The 18194-nt window shown below is 66.1% G+C and carries 20 protein-coding genes; 11 read left to right on the forward strand and 9 right to left on the reverse strand.

Annotated elements, in window-relative coordinates; genetic code table 11:
• The first annotated feature begins 124 nt into the window (after positions 1–124).
• The gene (locus A5740_RS17900) at positions 125–583 is read left to right on the forward strand and encodes a nitroreductase family deazaflavin-dependent oxidoreductase (RefSeq protein WP_076196279.1); all 459 of its coding nucleotides are present in this window, start codon (positions 125–127) and stop codon (positions 581–583) included.
• Here A5740_RS17900 and A5740_RS17905 read toward each other — a convergent pair.
• From A5740_RS17905 to A5740_RS17920, 4 genes are read right to left on the reverse strand one after another with little or no spacing between them, the layout of a single operon-like run.
• Positions 570–764, reverse strand: coding sequence for a ferredoxin (locus tag A5740_RS17905; protein WP_076196140.1), 195 nt, complete (start codon positions 762–764; stop codon positions 570–572). The genes A5740_RS17900 and A5740_RS17905 overlap by 14 nt on opposite strands.
• A gap of 4 nt (positions 765–768) precedes the next feature.
• Positions 769–1974 carry a cytochrome P450 gene (locus A5740_RS17910; RefSeq protein WP_076196142.1) on the reverse strand — a complete coding sequence of 402 codons (1206 nt, stop codon included), beginning with the start codon at positions 1972–1974 and terminating at the stop codon, positions 769–771.
• 9 nt (positions 1975–1983) lie between these two features.
• Positions 1984–3990 carry an MMPL family transporter gene (locus tag A5740_RS17915; protein ID WP_076196144.1) on the reverse strand — a complete coding sequence of 669 codons (2007 nt, stop codon included), beginning with the start codon at positions 3988–3990 and terminating at the stop codon, positions 1984–1986.
• Positions 3983–5575 (reverse strand): Na+/H+ antiporter, encoded by a 1593-nt coding sequence (locus tag A5740_RS17920; protein WP_076196146.1) that lies wholly within the window; start codon positions 5573–5575, stop codon positions 3983–3985. Before A5740_RS17920 ends, A5740_RS17915 begins: the two co-directional genes overlap by 8 nt.
• Positions 5576–5617: 42 nt before the next feature.
• On the opposite strand from A5740_RS17920, the gene A5740_RS17925 reads away from it, so the two are divergent.
• Genes A5740_RS17925 through A5740_RS17950 form a run of 6 tightly spaced genes read left to right on the forward strand, consistent with a single transcriptional unit; the run spans position 5618 to position 9770 of the window.
• Positions 5618–5920, forward strand: a complete 303-nt coding sequence (locus A5740_RS17925) for a UBP-type zinc finger domain-containing protein (protein WP_076196148.1) — start codon at positions 5618–5620, stop codon at positions 5918–5920.
• A 24-nt stretch (positions 5921–5944) separates the two neighbouring features.
• On the forward strand, positions 5945–7246 hold the full coding sequence (gene purT, locus A5740_RS17930) for a formate-dependent phosphoribosylglycinamide formyltransferase (protein WP_076196150.1): 1302 nt from the start codon (positions 5945–5947) through the stop codon (positions 7244–7246).
• Between the two features lie 5 nt (positions 7247–7251).
• A complete protein-coding gene (locus A5740_RS17935) occupies positions 7252–7719 on the forward strand; it encodes a lumazine-binding protein (RefSeq protein WP_076196152.1) in 468 nt (155 codons plus the stop codon).
• Positions 7716–8129: a rhodanese-like domain-containing protein gene (locus tag A5740_RS17940; protein ID WP_076196154.1), complete on the forward strand. Its 414-nt coding sequence runs from the start codon at positions 7716–7718 to the stop codon at positions 8127–8129. Before A5740_RS17935 ends, A5740_RS17940 begins: the two co-directional genes overlap by 4 nt.
• Complete coding sequence (locus tag A5740_RS17945; protein WP_076196156.1) at positions 8126–9352, forward strand: O-succinylhomoserine sulfhydrylase; 1227 nt, start codon at positions 8126–8128, stop codon at positions 9350–9352. The genes A5740_RS17940 and A5740_RS17945 overlap by 4 nt, the downstream gene beginning before the upstream one ends.
• A 4-nt stretch (positions 9353–9356) precedes the next feature.
• Positions 9357–9770, forward strand: coding sequence for a hypothetical protein (locus tag A5740_RS17950; RefSeq protein ID WP_076196158.1), 414 nt, complete (start codon positions 9357–9359; stop codon positions 9768–9770).
• Here A5740_RS17950 and A5740_RS17955 read toward each other — a convergent pair.
• The 3 genes from A5740_RS17955 to A5740_RS17965 are packed head-to-tail and all read right to left on the reverse strand — an operon-like array spanning position 9767 to position 12921.
• Positions 9767–10630, reverse strand: a complete 864-nt coding sequence (locus tag A5740_RS17955) for an SDR family oxidoreductase (protein WP_076196160.1) — start codon at positions 10628–10630, stop codon at positions 9767–9769. The genes A5740_RS17950 and A5740_RS17955 overlap by 4 nt on opposite strands.
• Positions 10631–10688: 58 nt before the next feature.
• Positions 10689–11408, reverse strand: coding sequence for a hypothetical protein (locus tag A5740_RS17960; protein ID WP_083654228.1), 720 nt, complete (start codon positions 11406–11408; stop codon positions 10689–10691).
• A 4-nt stretch (positions 11409–11412) separates the two neighbouring features.
• Positions 11413–12921 (reverse strand): hypothetical protein, encoded by a 1509-nt coding sequence (locus A5740_RS17965; protein WP_076196162.1) that lies wholly within the window; start codon positions 12919–12921, stop codon positions 11413–11415.
• A gap of 551 nt (positions 12922–13472) precedes the next feature.
• Between A5740_RS17965 and A5740_RS17970 the strand changes: the two genes are divergently transcribed.
• Genes A5740_RS17970 through A5740_RS17980 form a run of 3 tightly spaced genes read left to right on the forward strand, consistent with a single transcriptional unit; the run spans position 13473 to position 15412 of the window.
• Positions 13473–13967: a GNAT family N-acetyltransferase gene (locus tag A5740_RS17970; RefSeq protein ID WP_076196281.1), complete on the forward strand. Its 495-nt coding sequence runs from the start codon at positions 13473–13475 to the stop codon at positions 13965–13967.
• Positions 13964–15064 (forward strand): LLM class flavin-dependent oxidoreductase, encoded by a 1101-nt coding sequence (locus A5740_RS17975; protein WP_076196163.1) that lies wholly within the window; start codon positions 13964–13966, stop codon positions 15062–15064. Before A5740_RS17970 ends, A5740_RS17975 begins: the two co-directional genes overlap by 4 nt.
• A gap of 45 nt (positions 15065–15109) precedes the next feature.
• Complete coding sequence (locus A5740_RS17980; RefSeq protein ID WP_254849239.1) at positions 15110–15412, forward strand: hypothetical protein; 303 nt, start codon at positions 15110–15112, stop codon at positions 15410–15412.
• On the opposite strand, the gene A5740_RS17985 is transcribed toward A5740_RS17980, so the two are convergent.
• A complete protein-coding gene (locus A5740_RS17985; protein WP_076196167.1) occupies positions 15409–16149 on the reverse strand; it encodes an MBL fold metallo-hydrolase in 741 nt (246 codons plus the stop codon). The two genes, A5740_RS17980 and A5740_RS17985, sit on opposite strands and share 4 nt — an antisense overlap.
• A 35-nt stretch (positions 16150–16184) precedes the next feature.
• On the opposite strand from A5740_RS17985, the gene fgd reads away from it, so the two are divergent.
• Complete coding sequence (gene fgd / locus A5740_RS17990) at positions 16185–17195, forward strand: glucose-6-phosphate dehydrogenase (coenzyme-F420) (protein WP_076196169.1); 1011 nt, start codon at positions 16185–16187, stop codon at positions 17193–17195.
• Here fgd and A5740_RS17995 read toward each other — a convergent pair whose 3' ends face one another.
• A complete protein-coding gene (locus A5740_RS17995; protein WP_076196171.1) occupies positions 17196–17957 on the reverse strand; it encodes a GntR family transcriptional regulator in 762 nt (253 codons plus the stop codon).
• Positions 17958–18194: the final 237 nt, after the last annotated feature.

Raw genomic sequence — 18194 nt, forward strand, 5'->3', positions numbered from 1 at the left:
GCCGAAGAACGCCACCTGCGCGCCGAAATCAACAACGCCCTCGACGTCGAACGCCAATACCAAATCTGGCTCACCGAAGAATACGGACCACCACCCCCGTTCTGAGAGGATCGTCAGCATGAGCATGCCGTGGTGGGAGAAGTACATCGGCCTGCCGATGTTGTTGCTGCACGACAAGGTCTACAAGGCCACCGACGGCCGGATCGGGCATCGCATCCCCGGTGGTCCGGTGACCTTGATCCTGCACACCGTGGGCGCCAAGACCGGTATGCATCGCGCCAGCTCGCTCGCCTATGCCCGGGACGGCGACGATTACCTGGTTGTGGCGTCGAAGGGTGGTGAGCCGACGGCCCCGGGTTGGTACCACAATCTCAAGGCCAATCCTCGGGCGGAAATCAACGTCGGCCCCAAGCGGTTCGCCGTCACCGCCAAGCCCGTGCTCCCAGGCGATGCCGATTATCCGAGGCTGTGGCGGATCGTCAACGACATGCCGGGGAACAAGAATCGCTACATCGGGTATCAAAAGCGTACGACGCGACCCATCCCGGTGATCGTGTTGACGCCCGACCTCACTGTCCGGTGAGCTTCAAAGCCGAAGCGGGACATAGCTTGACGGCTTCGCGGGCATGGTCGATCTCGTCGTCGGGAACCTCGTCGACAAGCACCTCGACGATACCGTCGTCGTCCTGATCGAAGATCACCTCGGAGACCATCACGCAGTTCCCCGACGCGATGCAGGCGTCATGATCTGCTTCTACCCTCATGGCTTCACCACGTTACCGCCAACGATTTCAACCCGTAGATGAAGTGAAAAGACCGGTAGGCGACATCCTCGAACGGTTCGGCCAATGCCAGGTTCGGGAAGCGCTGCAGCAGGGCCGGCAGGGCGATCCGCATCTCCATGCGGGCCAGTGGCGCGCCGAGGCAATGGTGTACGCCGTGTCCGAAGGCCAGATGCCCAGGGGCGCCGCGGCGGATGTCGAGCACGTCGGGATCCTGGATGAAGTCCGGGTCACGGTTTCCCGCAGGAAGTGAGGCAAACACCAACTCGCCCGCGGGGATTCGCACCCCGGCGATCTCGACGTCGGTGGTGGTGAAGCGGGGGATCGCGTTCTGCACGATGGACAGCCACCGCAGCAGTTCCTCGACGGCGGGGCCGGTGGCATCCGGATCATCGCGGACCGCGGCGAGCTGCTCGGGGTGGCGCAGTAGTGCCAGCACGCCCAGACCCAGCATGTTCGACGTGGTTTCGTGGCCGGCGAGCAGCAGTAGCCCGGCGATGCCGACGAGTTCGTCGTCGGACAATTCGGCGCCGTGCTCGCGCACCAACATGCCGAGGATGTCCTCGCCCGGACTGCGGCGGGCCCGCCCCACCAGCTCCCGCATGTAGTCGCGCCCCTGACGTTGCAGGGCAAAGCGTTCCGCGATCGGCAGAGACAGATCGAGTTGACGTGCCGAACGGTGCTGGAAGCCCTCCCGGTCGGTGTAGGGCACCCCGAGCAGTTCGCAGATCACGAGTGAGGGAATGGGTAACGCGAAGTCGGCCACCAGATCGGCAGGCGGTCCCGCGGCGGCCATGGCGTCCAGCTGTGCGTCGACGATCTCCACGATGTGGGGTTCCAGCCGCTTCATCCTGCGGATGGTGAACTCGGCGGTGAGCATGCGGCGCAATCGCTGGTGTTCGGGTGGGTCGAGGCCGAGAAGGTTGCCGGCCCGGGCGCTGGCCAGTTCTTCCTCGGACATCACGGGCGCGCCGGGCAGCGCGAAACCGGGTGGTCTGCCGTTGGAGAACCGTTCGTGGTCCGACAGCATCGCCTTGACGTCTTCGTGGCGGGTGACCAGGTAGACGCGGTTGCCGAAGGAGCTGATGACGGCGCGGACACCATCCGTCTCGCGGATCTCGCGCAGGTCAGGGGTGGGATCGAAGGCATTGCGCCGCATGTGTACTGGCGGCAGCGTCGTCGGCCCACTCATGCCACGACGTTACCGGTCGGCGTGCAGCCCCGGCCACCAGATCTTCGGGCCGATCAAGGTGAACAGCGCCGGGATGATCACCGTCCGAACCACGAAGGTGTCCAGCAAGATGCCCAACCCGACGATGATGCCCAGTTGGGTCAGGACGATCAGCGGTAGCACTCCCAGCACGCAGAACACTGCCGCGAGCACCACGCCGGCGCTGGTGATCACCGCGCCGGTGGCAGAAACCGCGCGCACGATGCCCTGCCGGGTGCCGAACTCAGGTGTCTCCTCACGGGCGCGGGTGACCAGGAAGATCGTGTAATCAACCCCGAGCGCCACCAGGAACAGGAACGCGAACAGCGGGGTGCTGTTGTCCAGGGCCGGGAAGCCGAACACGTGCACGCTGGCCCAGCCGCCCAGGCCGATCGCGGCCAGGGCGCTCAGCACCGTGACACCGACCAATACCAGTGGCGCCAACGCCGAGCGCAGTAGCAGGTAGAGCACGGCCAACACCACCGCCAGGATCGCGGGAATCACCACCAGCCGGTCACGCTGTGCGGCCGAGGCTGTGTCCCTGGCCTGCGCGTCCGCCCCGCCCACCAGTGCGGCAGGATCCGCAGTCCGTACCGAATCCCGTAGTGCGTCAATGGTTTCGAAGGCCTCGTCAGAGGCCGGTTCGGCTTTGAGCACCACCGACCACTGGCTCAGTCCGGTGGGGGACTGGCCGGCGGGTGTCGCCGAGACGACGCCGGGGGTATCGGTGATCGCCCGCTGCACCGCGCCCATGTGGGCGGTGGGGGCGATGACGCGGGTGGGGTCGGTCAGACCGCTCGGGAAGTGCGCGGCCAATGTCTCGTAGCCGCTCACGGATTCGGCCTGCACCCGGAACTGCTCGGTCTGGGTCAGGCCGATCGGGGTGGACAGCAGACCGGTGCACAGCACGGCAAGGCCGGCCAGCGCCACGACCGAAACCCGGGCGGGCTTGCGCGCCACCGAGTCCGCGATCCGGTGCCAGATGCCGCTTTCGGTCAGCGGCTGGGCGCCGACCTGCGGGATGAACGGCCAGAACAGCCGTTTGCCGCACAGGGCCAACAGTGGCGGCAGCACCACGAGGACGAAGATCGCCGCCACCACCAGACCCGACGCCGCCTGCAGTCCGAGGCTGCGGTTGCTCGGCGCGGAGGCGAACAGCAGGGTCAACAGGGCCAGCACCACGGTGGCGTTGCTGGCGACGATGGCCGGAGCGGCCGCGCGTACCGCCACCACCAGGGCCTCGCGATGACTTTCGGTCCGGCCGAGCTCTTCCCGATACCGCGAAATCAGCAGCAGCGCATAGTTGGTGCCCGCCCCGAAGACCAGCACGCTGGTGATGCCGGAGGTCGAACCGTCCGGGCTGAGCCCGAAACCCGATGCCACCGCGGTGCCCACGACCGCGCCGACCCGGTCGGCGAAGGCGATCACCAGGAGCGGGGCCAGCCACAGCACCGGCGAGCGGTACGTGACGATGAGTAGCAACGCCACCACGGTCGCGGTCACCGCGAGCAGCGTGATGTTCGCTCCGGCAAAGGAATTCGCGATGTCGGCGCCGAATGCCGGTCCGCCGGTGATCTCGGCTGTCAAACCGGGAGGCAGGCCGTCGGCGGTGCGGGTCCGTAAATCCTTGATGGCGTCGTTGAGCCCGAAGCCCGACAGGTCGGCCTTCATCGGAACGGTGGCGATCGCGGCCTTGCTGTCGTCGGAGACCACGACCGGCGGGCCCGGAACGTCGGTCAGCCGGTTGCGCGCATCAGCGACGGCGTCGACGTCGGCCATGGTGAGGGCACCGTCGTCGCTGCGGGTCACCACCAGAATCACCGGAACCTGGTCGCCGCCGGGGAACTCGGCACGCAGCGCGTCGGCCCGTGCCGATTCGGCGCTGGGCGGGACGGCCACGGGTGACTGGGAGGCGGCGTCGCCGCCACTCAACAGGCCCAGGGCGCCGCCGGAGAGGATCACGACCAACACAGCCAGCCACGCCAAGCGCTTAATCACGATTCAGTGTCGCCTCTTCCAAGTCGAGCCCATGCAAAACAGTACGCAGCACCTCGTCGTCGATGTGTCCGGCGTCGCGTTCGGCGATGAACGTGTCGCGTTCGGCGGCAAGCATTTCCAGGCGCAGTCGGCGGAATGCCGACGTCGGGCTCTCACCGATGTCGGCGTCGTCGCGGCCCAGCTGTTCCCAGGCGGTGTTGCGGCGTCGGGTGTTCCAGGCCCGCAACACGTCGGCGGCCCGTTGTGGCACGTCGGTGTCGGCAGATTCTTCGGCCAGCAATTCGTCGAGCCGCTCGGCGGCGGCCCGGGCCGCCTTGTCCTGCGCCGCGGCAGTGGCGATCGCATCGCTGTGCGCCTCGTCCCCCTGGGCGCCGAGGACGCGGATGAACCAGGGCAGCGTCAAACCATGCAGCAGCAGGGTTCCGACCACGACGACGAAGGTGAGGAACACCAACTGCGGGCGGCCGGGGAACGGTTCGCCGGCCAGCGTGGTGGCCGGGACGGCGAACGCGGCGGCCAACGACACGACGCCTCTCATACCCGCCCACGCCACGACGAACACCTGCGCGCGGGGTGGTGCGGATTCGTGGCGGCGGATCTGCTTGGACAACAGGCGGGGCAGGTAGGTGGTGGCGTACACCCACACCATCCGCACCCCGATCACCGTCGCGAGTACGGCTGCCGAGGAGATCGCGAGCGTGGCGGCCCGGATCCCGGCGAGTTCGCTGATCACCTTCGGCAGCTGCAGGCCGATCAACAGGAACGCGAACGATTCCAGGATCAGCTGCAGCGCCTTCCACACCGCCTTGTCCTGCAACCGGGTGGCGTAGCTGGCCTGCGTTTCGCGCTGCCCCAGCAATAGCGCGGCCACCACCACGGCGATCACGCCTGAGCCGTGGATCTCCTCGGCGATCAGGTAGATGAAAAACGGCGCCACCAGGCCGAGCGCGCTTTCGATCAGCGGATCGTCGAGCCGGGTGCGGATGAAGTGCACCACCATGCCGAGCACCCAGCCGACCACCACACCGCCGACCGCGGCCAGGGCGAAGGTGCTCAAACCGCTGCCCCAACTCGCCGCCGTCCCAATCGCAGCGCCGAGGGCCACCTTGTAGGCCGTCAGTGCGGTGGCGTCGTTGAGCAGGCTCTCCCCGCCCAGCAGCGTCATGGTGCGTCGGGGCAGGCCGAGTCGGCGTCCGACCGCCGTGGCCGATACCGCATCGGGCGGGGCGACGATCGCGCCGAGGGTCAGGGCTGCGGCGATGGTGAGTTCGGGGACGGTGTGGAAGGCGACGAGGCCGACGACGAAGGTGGTGACCAGTGGCAGAACCACCGCCAGGAATCCGACGGGTCGGATGTTGCGGCGCAGTGCCACGTAGCTGCTTTCCAGTCCCGCCGACCACAGCAGCGGCGGGAGGATGACGAACAACACGAGTTCGGGGTCCAGTTGGACGTCGTGGAAGCCGGGCAGCGCGCTGCCGGCCAGCCCGGCCACCACCAGCGCCAGCGGCGCAGAGACGTCGAATCGCCGAGCCACCGCGGCGAGCAGGATCGCGGCGACCAGTGCCGCCAAGAGCGAGGCACCCACGTTGTCAGCCCTCCTTCATGTGCGTGCTTATCCTTGATCAACATGTTGAGGAGATCACGTCGGCGTGAGCCGGACCCGGTTCCTCGCACCTGTGAGCATCTCGCCGCCGAGGTCGCCGAGCCGCAACCGCTGACCCCCGGCCGTTGCCAGGAATGCGAGGAAGACGGCGAGACCAACTGGGCGCATCTGCGCATGTGCATGACGTGCGGTCACGTCGGTTGTTGTGATTCAAGCCCGCATCAGCATGCCACCAAGCACTTTCACGCCAGCGGTCATCCGGTCATGCGCTCGGCGGAACCGGGGGAGAGTTGGCGTTGGTGCTATATCGACCATCGGGTCGGTTGACGATCTGGCAGGGTGGAGCGTGCGATGAGTGAACCGATAGAAGATGCACAGCCCGCCCGGGAGGCAACTGACCTGGCCGATGATCAGGTCCGCGGTGCCGAAGAGGCTGTACAAGAGGCTCGAGAAGAGGCTCCGGAAGAAATCAAGCCCGAGCCCGCGGCGACGGTGCTGCTGCTGGGTTCGGGAGAGCTGAGCCGTGAGCTCGCGCTGGCGTTCCAGCGTCTGGGCGGTGTCGTGGTGGCCGCGGATCGCTACTACGCCCCGGCGCACGGCGTCGCGGACCGGTCGGCGGTGATCAAGATGAACGATGCCGAGGAACTCACCGCACTGATCGAGCGGGAGAAGCCGCGCTACGTGGTCGCCGAGTCCGGCGTCATCGCCGCCGATGCGTTGGTCGCCGTCGCCGAACGGGGTGACAGCGAGGTGCTGCCGTCGCCGCGCAGCATCCGGCTGTCCCAGGACCGCGAGGGCCTGCGGCGGCTGGCGTCGGATGAGCTGGGCCTGCCCACGGTGCCGTTCTGGTTCGCCGGGTCGGTCGAGGAGTTGACCGCGGTGGCCGAGCATGCCGGCTTCCCGTTGGTGGTCAAGCCGGTCGTGGGTGCGCTGCGGGACGGCGAGTCGGTGCTGCTGCGGCCCGATGACGTCGAACCGGCGTGGCAGCGCGCGACCACCGCGGGCCACATCGCCCACAGTCGGGTGTTGGCCGAGTCGGTGGTCGAGGTCGAGTACGAGATCACGATGCTGACCGTGCGCACCACCGGACCGTCCGGTCCCGGGGTGCAGTTCTGTGAGCCGATCGGTCACCGTCAGGCCGGCACGGACGTGCTGGAGTCCTGGCAGCCCCAGCCGCTGACGCCGGCCGCGCTGGACGCCGCGAAGTCGATCGCCGCGCGGATCGTCAACTCGCTGGGCGGGCGCGGGGTGTTCGGGGTCGAGCTGCTGGTCGCCGGCGACGACGTCTACTTCTCCGACGTCCGGATCCGTCCGCACGACAGCGGCCTGGTGACATTGCGTTCGCAGCGGCTCTCGGAGTTCGAGATGCACGCCAGGGCGATCCTCGGCCTGCCGGTGGACACCATCATGATCTCCCCGGCGGCCGCCGAGGTGACCTACGGCGGGGCCGACGCCCAGGAGTTGCCGGCCGACATCAGCGGTGTCCTGGCCGATGCCCTGGCCACCTCGGAGAGTGACGTGCGATTGTTCGGGCATCCCGGTGAATCCGAGGCTCCGCGTCGTCTCGGGGTGGCGCTGGCCACCGCACCGGACGTGATCATCGCCCGCGACCGTGCCCGTCGGGCCGGCAGCGCGCTGCGCAAGCTGTGGTAACCCCTATGGCCGAAAACGGACAGGGGTCTGACGAACAACCAGTGGATCGGCCCACGATGGCGCCGTTCCTCGGTGCGCTGGCCGTCATTGTGTTCGCGGTGATCGTGGTGGTGTTGCTCAACACGTTCGGCAGCGACGGGCGTAGCGAGGAGCAGAAGGTGAGCCTCGCGGCGGTCGGCCAGAACGATGCGTTGCAGCGTGAGAACTTCGGCGAATATTCCGATTACACCTGCGTCGCCCAACGCGGCACCGAGGCGGATTTCATTGCCCGCCAGCGTGATTCGGTGGCCAAGCAGGGGGCAAGGTATGTCGACGACGTGACCGGGGTCCACGTCGAGGGGGACCGGGCCACCGCAACGGTCGTCTACCACTTCGACAAGGCGCCGGACACCAAGCTGGACACCGAGACGACGTTCGTGCGTGAGGACGGCCAATGGCGCGTCTGTTCGAGTATGGGAGACTCACGCCCGTGAGCTATGCAGGGGACATCACGCCTGAGGAGGCCTGGAAACTTCTGAGTGAGAACTCCGAGGCCGTGCTGGTGGACTGTCGCACCGATGCCGAATGGCGCTTCGTCGGCGTGCCGGATCTGTCGACCCTTGAGCGTGACGTGGTGTACGTGGAATGGAACCGGACCGACGGCAGCCACAACGATGGGTTCGTCGACGATCTTCAGGCCTCGGGTGTGACGCCGGGGGAGCGGCCGGTGGTCTTCCTGTGTCGCTCCGGCAATCGTTCGATCGGTGCTGCCGAGGCCGCCACCGCGGCCGGTATCTCGCCGGCGTACAACATTCTCGACGGATTCGAGGGCAATCTCGACGAGAACCGCCACCGTGGTGGGGCCGGCTGGAAAGCGGTCGGTTTGCCTTGGAAACAGTCATGAGCGACCCGAACAACGGGGTGCCGTCCGTCCGGATCCCGGCTGCCCTGCCCGAGGGCGTCAGCCAGGCCACCATCGGGGTGCGCGGCGGCCTGCTGCGCTCGGAGTTCGAGGAGACCGCCGAGGGTCTGTTTCTGACGTCGGGTTATGTCTACGAGTCCGCCGGTGCCGCGGAGAAGGCGTTCACCGGGGAGATCGACCGCTTCGTCTACTCGCGCTACGGCAACCCGACCATCGCGATGTTCGAGGAGCGGTTGCGCCTGATCGAGGGCGCTCCCGCGTGTTTTGCGACGGCCACGGGCATGGCTGCGGTGTTCACCGCGCTGGGCGCGTTGCTCGGCGCCGGTGACCGGTTGGTGGCCGCGCGCAGCTTGTTCGGGTCGTGCTTCGTGGTGTGCAGTGAGATTCTGCCGCGCTGGGGCGTGGAGACGGTGTTCGTCGACGGCGACGACCTCTCGCAGTGGGGAGAGGCGCTGTCGGTTCCGACGACGGCGGTGTTCTTCGAAACCCCGTCCAACCCGATGCAGTCACTCGTCGACATCGCCGCGGTGTCCGAGCTGGCGCACGCCGCCGGCGCAAAGGTGGTGCTGGACAACGTCTTTGCCACCCCGCTGTTGCAGCAGGGCATGCCGATGGGGGCCGATGTGGTGGTGTATTCGGGCACCAAACACATCGACGGGCAGGGCCGGGTGCTCGGCGGGGCGATCCTGGGCGACAAGGAGTACATCGACGGCCCGGTGCAGAAACTCATGCGCCACACCGGTCCGGCGATCAGCGCGTTCAACGCCTGGACGCTGCTGAAAGGCCTTGAGACGCTTGCTGTTCGGGTGGATTATGCGAACCGCTCGGCGCAGCAGATCGCGGAGTTCCTCGAAGAACATCCCTCGGTGAGCTGGGTGAAGTACCCGTTCCTGAAGTCGCATCCGCAGTACGAGCTGGCCCAGCGTCAGATGCGCGGTGGTGGCACTGTCATCACCTTCGAACTGGACGCGGAGACCGGTAAAGACCGCGCCTTCGAGGTGCTCGACAAGCTGCGCGTCGTCGACATCTCCAACAACCTCGGTGATGCCAAGACGCTGATCACCCACCCGGCCACCACCACCCACCGGGCCATGGGGCCCGAGGGGCGCGCCGCGATCGGGCTGGGCGACGGCGTGGTTCGTATCTCGATCGGGCTGGAAGGCACCGAAGATCTGATCGCCGATCTGGACCAGGCTTTGAGTTAGGCCTGTGTCCAAGAGCTCCGATGCGAAGAAGGCCCGCCGGAAGAAGCGGCAGGCCGGCCGTGACACGCGGTTCGTGCCGCAGGAGATGGTCGATCAATTGGCGGACATCCCCGATGCCGTGGTCGCCGACCTGGCCGAGTTCGACGAGCGAATCACCGCGCGCGGCTGGACCTTCGACGAGGAACAGTCCAACGACGACTACGCGGTGTGGTTCTACGAGCCGTCCGGAGCGCCGGTCGAGGACGGTCTGCCGGTGACCTCACTGTGGCTGGATGCGGCCGAGGACGGCGAGATCGTGCGGGTGGTGTTCGTCGGCAGTGTGGAGCGCTACGAGTTCACCCACGAGGAGCTGCGCGACGGTGCCCTCGAGGTGATCGAGGGCTACCGCCACGGCGCGCCGCTACCCGAGTTCGGTTAGTTCTTCCCGTCCGATTCGATGACGCCCTGCGCGGACCTGGCACGGTCCTCGTAGCTCTTGCGCTTGGCCTTGTCGAACTCAAGGAACACCCGGTCCAGGCCCAGGAGCTTGTTGAGCCTGCGCCGGCCCTTGGGGGGCAGCATCTGGGCGGCCTGGGCGGTGAAGCGCAGCGGCGGCGGCACCGACACGTGGGTCTTGGGCTTGTTCAGCGTCTTGACGATGGCCGCGGCGATGTCCTCGGGTTCGACCGGCTTCATCGCGCCGGTGGCCTTGGTGCCCGAGATCAGGTCGGTGTTGGTGAACGGAGGCATGATCACCGAGACGTTGACGCCGTGCGGGGCCATCTCGTCGGCCAGCGCGGTGGACAGCCCGACGACGGCGTACTTGGCGCCGACGTAGACCACCTGGCCCGGCAACGGGATGAGACCCGACAGCGACGCGATGTTGATGACGTGGCCGCTGCGACGTTTGACCATGTCCGGCAGGGCGAGTTGGCAGCCGGTCAGCACACCGTAGACGTTGACCTCGAGCGAGGACCGCACCGACTGGTCGGTTTCCTCCAGGAACGGTCCCACCGGCATGACGCCGGCGTTGTTGATCAGGACGTCGATGTGGCCGCCGCCGTCGGTACGGGCCTTGTCCAGGAACGTGGCGAACGATTCCCGGTCGGTGACATCGAGCGGGTAACCCGACACCTGACCCAGCTTGCTGAGATCGACGACGGCCGACTCCTGAAGCGCCACGTCACGGTCGCCGATGACGACGCGGGCACCCTGAGCGAGCAGCGCTTTTGCGGTAGCGAAGCCGATACCGCGCGCCGCGCCGGTGATCGCGATCGTCTTACCCCTGATGTTGTCCATGGCGGCGAACTTTACACGTGTCAAGTTTGGTGGGGAAGAGGGTGAGCGGGCCCGGGGATCACCCGCGGTCGTGATCCGGTCCTCGCTGGTGTCGAGGGTGGGCTCGGTACTCCACGGATTGTTTGCGCCGCACGGGCTTGTGCTTTCCAATCCAATATGCGGCGAGGTAAATGACTGCGAATGTGCCAACGGTAGTGACCGTCACGACTGCGAACTGTATTTTTTGACCACGAGCGATTCCATACCCCCAGCTTGCGTCACCGAGTCCAAGGACGATCGCGAAGAATACGATCACTATCACTGCGGCGCCTGCCATCCAGTCTTTGCCGCTACTTTCGAAAAATATTCGGACGTTAATTACCGCGATGAGCATGAGGATGGTCAGAACCCACCACATCTTTCGCGCGGTAAGTAGACCGCTGTACGCGTCTGGTGTGGGATCATCCGAGGTGTTGTTGGGCGCGTCTCCGGCGGATTCTGCGGGTTTGTCGTCAGGGTCCGGCTGGCGGTCGTCGGTATTGAGTGCGTATATCTTGCCGCGGATTTTGATGTACGGGGTGTATCCGTAGGCGGCCGCGATCATCGCTCCGAACATGCTTAGGGCTACGAGAAGGCCCTTATGTCCATCTGGATAAAACATGAGGAATGCAGCAACGGCCGCGACGCACGTGCTGCTCCAGTAGACGCGGCGTTGCGAGCTCCGACTGTGATCGAAGAATTGTTGGATCAGCGCCACAGCGACGGCCGCAAGGAAAATTGTCAGAAAGAAGTCTCGCATGCGCCTATTTACCCATCATCCAGTCAACGGCTTTTTCTCCCCAGATACCGCCCGCCATCGCGCCAAGAAGCCCGACGACGAGTGTGCCTTCTGGTCCAACTAATGTTCCCCAAGCCGCGCCGGCGGCCCACCCGCCGAGCATCGTGCCGCCCGTTCGGCCGCCCAATTGTGCGAGTTCTTCACCTGCGGGTGCACCGTTCAGAATATCGATTGCCGTGATTGCAGCATCGACGCCAGTGCCGATGGTGCCGAGTTTCGAACCGAAGCCCTTGAGAGCCTCAGCGTCCGCGTGCGACCATACCGGCGCCTTGCCCCAGTGTTCGCCGCTCGGCATTGCGCGGCCTTGAGCCTTGGCGCCTTCACCCAAGTTGCTGGCCTGGGTCGCAAGGCCTCCTGTCGCCTCTTTGATGACCTGGTCGGGAGACTTACCACCCTTGATCTCCTCGACGGCAGCCGCTGCTCCCTCCTGCGACACACCGAAGTGTTCCAGGTCGTTGGTGAATTGAGTGAGCACGCGCGCGCGTCCCTCGACCTCGAGGCGGTCCATGAGTCGCGTTGCGTCATCGGGGGTCATGAACCCTGGATGCGCGGCGAGCTGGCCGTTTTCGAGTGCGTGCTGCATGTCCAGCCTGGCCTGCGCGCGGGTGCGGGCATCCCCGCCGACAACGGTGTCCTTATGCAGCGGGCCAGTGAACTGTGACATTCGGTAATCATCGAGTCGCTCAGATGCCAAGCGGCGCGCTTTTTCCCCACCATGAACGGCGCTGTGGCTGTTTGGGTCGGTAATGGTGTTGTAGTCCCGCAACCGGGCTGCCGCGTCCTGTTCCTCGCGGGTCATATGGGTCGGCAACCCGGCTGTGGCCGGCGATGATGAGGTTCTGCCCTCAGATTGGGCCTGGTCAAGAAGGGCTTGGTCCTTCGCCCGCTGCCCAGACTGATCGTACTGCTGGGCAGTAGCAGAAGGATTGTCACTATTCTTCGAGCCAGTCGGAGTTCCGTCCCCTGACTCGGGCGGCGGAGTCCCGGTAGCGGTAGCAATTTCGCGGGCGAGGTCAGCGTCCACTAAATCGGCGTCTGCCAACACGGCTGCGATATCCGACTCCAAAGCCGCCACTTTCGATGCGACCTTTTCTGCAGCCTCCTTCGTCAAATGGCTGGTGTCGGGAGGGACCACTTGGTTCGTCGACTCATTGATCTCAACGGCAGGCTGCTCTGCGGCGTAGTCGAGGATGGCCTTGACCTTCCCGGAAATGTCCTCGGCGTCCTCCGCAGCATTCTCCATCCCGCCAGCCGCGTTACGGAGATTCTCAGCAGTGGCTTCGTGTTTTTGAGCTGTTCCCTCCATCGCTGTCCTGGCCGCGTCTCCCCCCTCGCCTTCCCATGTTGAGGCCGTGTTCAGCGAGCGGTAGAACTCAGCTGCCTTCGAGTGGTTACCGACAGCCTCGCGAGTTGCTTTGGCAAGGTCTCCGATTTCGGTGTGCCAGTCCTTGAGCTCGTTTAGCGGTAAAGCCATATTGCTCGCTCACAACTCGCGAGCTGGCGTCGCGGATCCTGTCAGTACTGTTTGAGTCGGTCTCCACGTATTGAATAGCAGCTGACCGATGTCCTTCGGCGTGTTTCGCGAAATGCTCGCCGAAACGGGCGCCGTCTGCCTCCCACTCTGCGAGCATGCCGGGCAACGCCGCACCGGCTAGGCCGGAACCCAATCGAGTCTGACTCGCTTGCCAATGTGTCGACTGGTGACCGTCGAGAAAATCGGCAGAATGCCCCTCTATTTTGTCAGCCGTCACTTGCAGCTCGGTGGGATCTACTTTCAGCGGTTCGTTTGATTTTGGCATTGCGCCCCCTCTAGCAACCTACCCAGCAAATGTTACCGGCTGGCCGGCGTCGGTCCGCACAGCAATTTTGGCTCGCGCCGGTGTGCTCTCGGTTACTTGATCTGCCTCTACGAGGTCGCGGCGCCAGCCGGCAGTGACCCCGACAGGCTTTCGATCACGCTGATCGTGGCTGGAATGACGCCCTCGGCTCGGCGTTGAACCCACCGTGGGTATAGAAACGGTGGTGATGTCCACCTCCGTGAATCGGCTGAGTTTCGTTGCGGTCGGCCTGGATGACCCGCTGGCCGCACCGCTGCTCGACGAGCTCGCGGCGGAGTATTCCGGGCGGTACGGCGGTACCGCCGAGCGCACGATGGCCTGGCTGACCACTGCGCCTGAGCAGTTCGCGGCACCTGGTGGTGGGCTGTTTGTCGGTCTGCTCGACGGCGTGCCGGTCACCGGCGGCGCGTTCACCCGGTACGACGCCGAGACCGCCGAACTCAAACGGATCTGGACCAGCAGTGAGCACCGGCAACGCGGATACGCCACGACACTGCTCGATCACCTGGAACGTGAGATCGCCGGGCGCGGGTATCGACGGGTCTATCTGACGACCGGTCACCTGCAACCCGAGGCCGAGGCCCTGTACGAAGCGGCGGGTTACACCCGGCTGAGTGCCCCGTTGCCGGCCGAAGGGGAGGACGCGGTGTTTCCGATCGCGTTCGAGAAGGACCTGGTGTGACGTCGGTCCCGCTCTCGATTCTCGACCTGGCCCCGATCAGTGCGGGCAGCGACGCCGCGACGGCGCTGCGCAACACCGTCGATCTGGCCCGGCACGCCGAACAATGGGGCTATCAACGGTATTGGGTGGCCGAGCATCACTTCGTGTCGGTGGCCAGCTCGTCGCCGGCGGTTCTGGTGGGGCAGATCGCCGCCGCCACCGAACGGATCAGGGTCGGCACCGCGGCCGTGCAACTCGGTCACACCACGGCGATTGCGGTGGTGGAGAGTTTCGGCACCTTGGCTGCCTTCCATCCCGACCGGATCGATCTGGGATTGGGCCGTTCCGGCCAGAAACGTGCCGAAGCCGTGCGCGACAAGCCACGTGCGCCGCGGACGCCGCGGGAATGGCACGAGATCGACGGTGTGGTGATCCCGGCGCCGTACGACATCAGTGCGCTGTTGCGTGATCCCCGCTTGCGATCCCGCATGGCGGTGTTGCAGCAACCCGAAGCGCTCACACCGGATTTCGAAGTTCAGGTGGATGACATCCTGGCCATGCTCACGGGCCGCTACGAGGTGGGCACGGTTGTCCCGGGCGCGGGCGCAGGCCTGATCCCGTGGGTGTTCGGCAGCAGCAAGGGGCAGAGTGCCCGGGTCGCCGCCGCGCGGGGGCTGCCGTTCGTGGCCAGCTACCACATCACCCCGGCGACCGCGCTGGAAGCAATCGAGGTGTACCGCAACGGCTTTACCCCGTCGGAGTATCTGTCGGAGCCGTACGTGGTGGTCTCGGCCGACGTGGTGGTGGCCGACGATGAGGCCACCGCACGGTATCTGGCCTCCAGCTACGGGCACTGGGTGTATTCGATCCGGGCCGGCGGCGGGGCGGCGCCGTATCCGGATCCGGCTGACGTGCAACCGTTGTCGGCCGAGCAGTCAGAGGTGGTCCGGGACCGGATTGCAACACAATTCGTCGGCGACCCGGATCAGGTGGTCACCCGCCTGGAGGCATTGCAACGACTCAGTGGGGCCGACGAACTCGTCGTCACGTCGGTGACGCATCGACACTCCGACCGGTTGCGCTCGCACCAGCTACTGGCGCAGCGATGGAGTCTTTAGCCGCTAGGCTGGCCCCGGAAGTTGTCGAATCCGCTAGGGGTGTATTTGCCGAGTCCGCAGGTCGTCGTGGGATCGCTGTTGCTGGCAGCGGCTGTGGTGGTGTTTGCGGCCGGTGTGGCGTTGCGGATCTTCATCGGCCGCCGGACGGAGTCGGCACAGTTACGACGGCGGATGCACGCCTTTCGGCGGACGAAGTTCGCCCGGGTGTTGTTCGGGTCGGTGTACGACGACGAGGTGTTCGACCCCGACGAACTCGACCAGATGGTCCTGATGCCGGCGATCGTGCTGGCCTGTGGACTGTGCCTGACCGGCTTTTTTCTCCTCGGCTACCGAATTCTGCAGAACTAGGCGTGGCGTCCCGCCGCCGCGGCGGCGGCATCGGCGATCGGACCCCGCCACACCGGGCCGTGCCCGGGCAGCATGACGTCGGCCTCGACTGCCGCCAAGGCCGTCAAACTTGCCAGGCAGCCGTCCTCGTCGTGGTTGAACAACGCCGGCAGCAGCGTCGGGCCGGTGTACGGCAGCAGCGGATGCCCGGTCACCAGGGCGTCGCCACTGACCAGCACCCCGTCGACGATGAACGAGCAGTGCCCGCCGGTGTGCCCCGGGGTCGGCACCGCCTCGGGCGTCCCGGGCAGGCCGGCGGCGATCTCGGCGGTCAGGGCCTGCGCGGTCGGGATGCCACCGTGGTTCAGGCCACCCTTGGCGGTGATCGTGGCCGCCCACTTGAGCCACCGGGGCTGCCAGATGTTGCGCACCACATCAGCGGGCGCGGCCTGCTCGAGATATTCACGTTTGGCGTGCCCGACTTCGCTGTCGTGGCAGAACACCGGTGTGCCATGGGTTTTCGCCAACCAGATGGCGGTGCCGAAATGGTCGACGTGAGCGTGGGTGAGCAGCACGGCGGCGATGTCGTCGACGGTGAACCCGAGTTCGCGCACCGAACCCAGCACGTCCTCGCGCTGGCCCGGGAACCCGGCGTCGATCAGCATGACTCGATTGCCGTCGGTCACCAGGGTCCAGTTGACCAGGTCGGTTTGCGCGAAGTGCACGTGATCGGTGATCGCGCTCAGGACGGCTGCCATGCCGCGAGTGTAGGCATAGGAGTAGAAACAGAAACGTGGCTGAACTCAAACTTGGTTATAAGGCATCGGCGGAGCAGTTCGCGCCCCGGGAACTGGTCGAGTTGGCGGTCGCCGCCGAAGCGGCCGGGATGGACAGTGCGACGGTCAGCGACCACTTCCAACCCTGGCGGCACGAGGGTGGGCACGCCCCGTTCTCGCTGGCCTGGATGACCGCGGTCGGTGAGCGTACCGAGCGGCTGGTGTTGGGGACATCGGTACTGACGCCGACGTTCCGCTACAACCCCGCGGTGATCGCGCAGGCCTTCGCCACGATGGGCTGTCTGTATCCGGGGCGGATCTTCCTCGGGGTGGGCACCGGGGAGTCGCTCAACGAGATCGCCACCGGTTATGCCGGCGAGTGGCCGGAGTTCAAGGAGCGCTTCGCCCGGTTGCGCGAGTCGGTCAAGCTCATGCGCGAGCTGTGGCTGGGCGACCGCGTCGATTTCGAGGGCGAGTACTACCACACCAAAGGTGCCTCGATCTACGACGTGCCCGAGGGTGGTATCCCGGTGTACATCGCCGCGGGTGGTCCGGTGGTGGCCAAGTACGCCGGGCGGGCCGGTGACGGGTTCATCTGCACCTCGGGCAAGGGCGCAGAGCTGTATCAGGACAAGCTCATCCCCGCGGTGAAAGAGGGCGCGGAGGCGGCCGGCCGCAATGCCGAGGACATCGACCGGATGATCGAGATCAAGATCTCGTATGACACCGATCCCGAGCTGGCGTTGGAGAACACCCGGTTCTGGGCGCCGCTGTCGCTGACGGCCGAGCAGAAGACCAGCATCCACGATCCGATCGAGATGGAGAAGGCCGCCGACGAGCTGCCGATCGAGCAGGTCGCCAAGCGTTGGATCGTGGCGTCGGATCCGGACGAGGCGGTGGAGAAGGTCGGCCAGTACGTGAAGTGGGGACTGAACCACCTGGTGTTCCACGCCCCGGGCCATGATCAGCGCCGGTTCCTGGACCTGTTCAAGAAGGACCTCGAGCCCCGCCTGCGCAAGCTAGGGTGATCAGGCGCTGTTGACTGATCGCTGTACCGCGCCGCCCGCATCCGGCTCACAGCGACGAGCCACGGCGCGGTCGGCGCGGAACAGGTCGTAGGCGTACTCGAACGGCCGGCCGTCGCCGTCGCGCGTGACGCGGGTGATGGCCAGCAGCGGTTTTCGCTGGGCGATGTCGAGCCAGTGCGCTTCGCGGGCGCTGGCGCTGACCACTTCGATGGTCTCGGTGGTGACCGCGGGCCTCAGGCCGTACCGCACCCGCACCAACTCGTAGAGCGAGCCGCCGAGCGGCTGCTCCAGCAGGTCCTCCATGTCGTGGGCGACGAAGCAGGAGAGGTCGACCGACAATGGAACCCCGTCAGCAAAGCGCAATCGGCGGATCGTGAAAATCTCCGTCCCCTCGGCGATTTCGAGCGCCTGCGCCTCGACCGCGGTGGCCGGTCGGCGATCGGTGGCCAGCACCCGGCTGGTGCTGGTGTGGCCACCGCTGTGCAGTCGTGCCGGCAGGCCGGCCAATTCCGCGGCATTGCGTTCGACGATGTCGGCGCGCACGAAAGTGCCACCCCCGCGACCGGTGCGACGTTCCAGCACACCGGCCTGACTCAACGGCAGTAGCGCGCTGCGCAGGGTCGAGCGGGACACGGCGAAGGACTCGGCCATCTCGCGTTCGGTGCCCAGTCGGGAGCCGGGCCGCAAGGTGCCCAGGGCCAGCATGGACAGGATTCGCCGGCGTACGTCCTCGGCGACCGGGCCGCCGGATGTCATGGACATGGCCCGAGTGTGGACCAAATCCGCCCGCCAGGGCAGACCAAAACGCCACGATTAACCCCACCGTTGCACGGCTCCCAGGTTCGAAACATCGCCGAAACAAAGCGCTTGACCCGCAACAAGTTTCGAGTTGCCCGCCATCCTGCCTGGGATGACAATGTGCTGCGTCGCACCACAACGCCGTCGTCGACGCCAAGAAATCAGACCAAATAGTGGTCCGAAAATCGTCCCTCAGTGAGG

The organism is Mycobacterium sp. GA-1841 (assembly GCF_001954135.1).
GTDB lineage: Bacteria > Actinomycetota > Actinomycetes > Mycobacteriales > Mycobacteriaceae > Mycobacterium.

Coding starts and splice junctions, on each gene's coding strand:
- A5740_RS17970 (WP_076196281.1), top strand. CDS start 13,473: ATGTCCACCTCCGTGAATCGGCTGAGTTTCGTTGCGGTCGGCCTGGAT.
- A5740_RS17935 (WP_076196152.1), top strand. CDS start 7,252: ATGGCCGAAAACGGACAGGGGTCTGACGAACAACCAGTGGATCGGCCC.
- A5740_RS17925 (WP_076196148.1), top strand. CDS start 5,618: ATGTTGAGGAGATCACGTCGGCGTGAGCCGGACCCGGTTCCTCGCACC.
- A5740_RS17905 (WP_076196140.1), bottom strand. CDS start 764: ATGAGGGTAGAAGCAGATCATGACGCCTGCATCGCGTCGGGGAACTGC.
- purT (WP_076196150.1), top strand. CDS start 5,945: ATGAGTGAACCGATAGAAGATGCACAGCCCGCCCGGGAGGCAACTGAC.
- A5740_RS17900 (WP_076196279.1), top strand. CDS start 125: ATGCCGTGGTGGGAGAAGTACATCGGCCTGCCGATGTTGTTGCTGCAC.
- A5740_RS17960 (WP_083654228.1), bottom strand. CDS start 11,408: ATGCGAGACTTCTTTCTGACAATTTTCCTTGCGGCCGTCGCTGTGGCG.
- A5740_RS17985 (WP_076196167.1), bottom strand. CDS start 16,149: ATGGCAGCCGTCCTGAGCGCGATCACCGATCACGTGCACTTCGCGCAA.
- A5740_RS17955 (WP_076196160.1), bottom strand. CDS start 10,630: ATGGACAACATCAGGGGTAAGACGATCGCGATCACCGGCGCGGCGCGC.
- A5740_RS17965 (WP_076196162.1), bottom strand. CDS start 12,921: ATGGCTTTACCGCTAAACGAGCTCAAGGACTGGCACACCGAAATCGGA.
- A5740_RS17945 (WP_076196156.1), top strand. CDS start 8,126: ATGAGCGACCCGAACAACGGGGTGCCGTCCGTCCGGATCCCGGCTGCC.
- A5740_RS17910 (WP_076196142.1), bottom strand. CDS start 1,974: ATGAGTGGGCCGACGACGCTGCCGCCAGTACACATGCGGCGCAATGCC.
- A5740_RS17995 (WP_076196171.1), bottom strand. CDS start 17,957: ATGTCCATGACATCCGGCGGCCCGGTCGCCGAGGACGTACGCCGGCGA.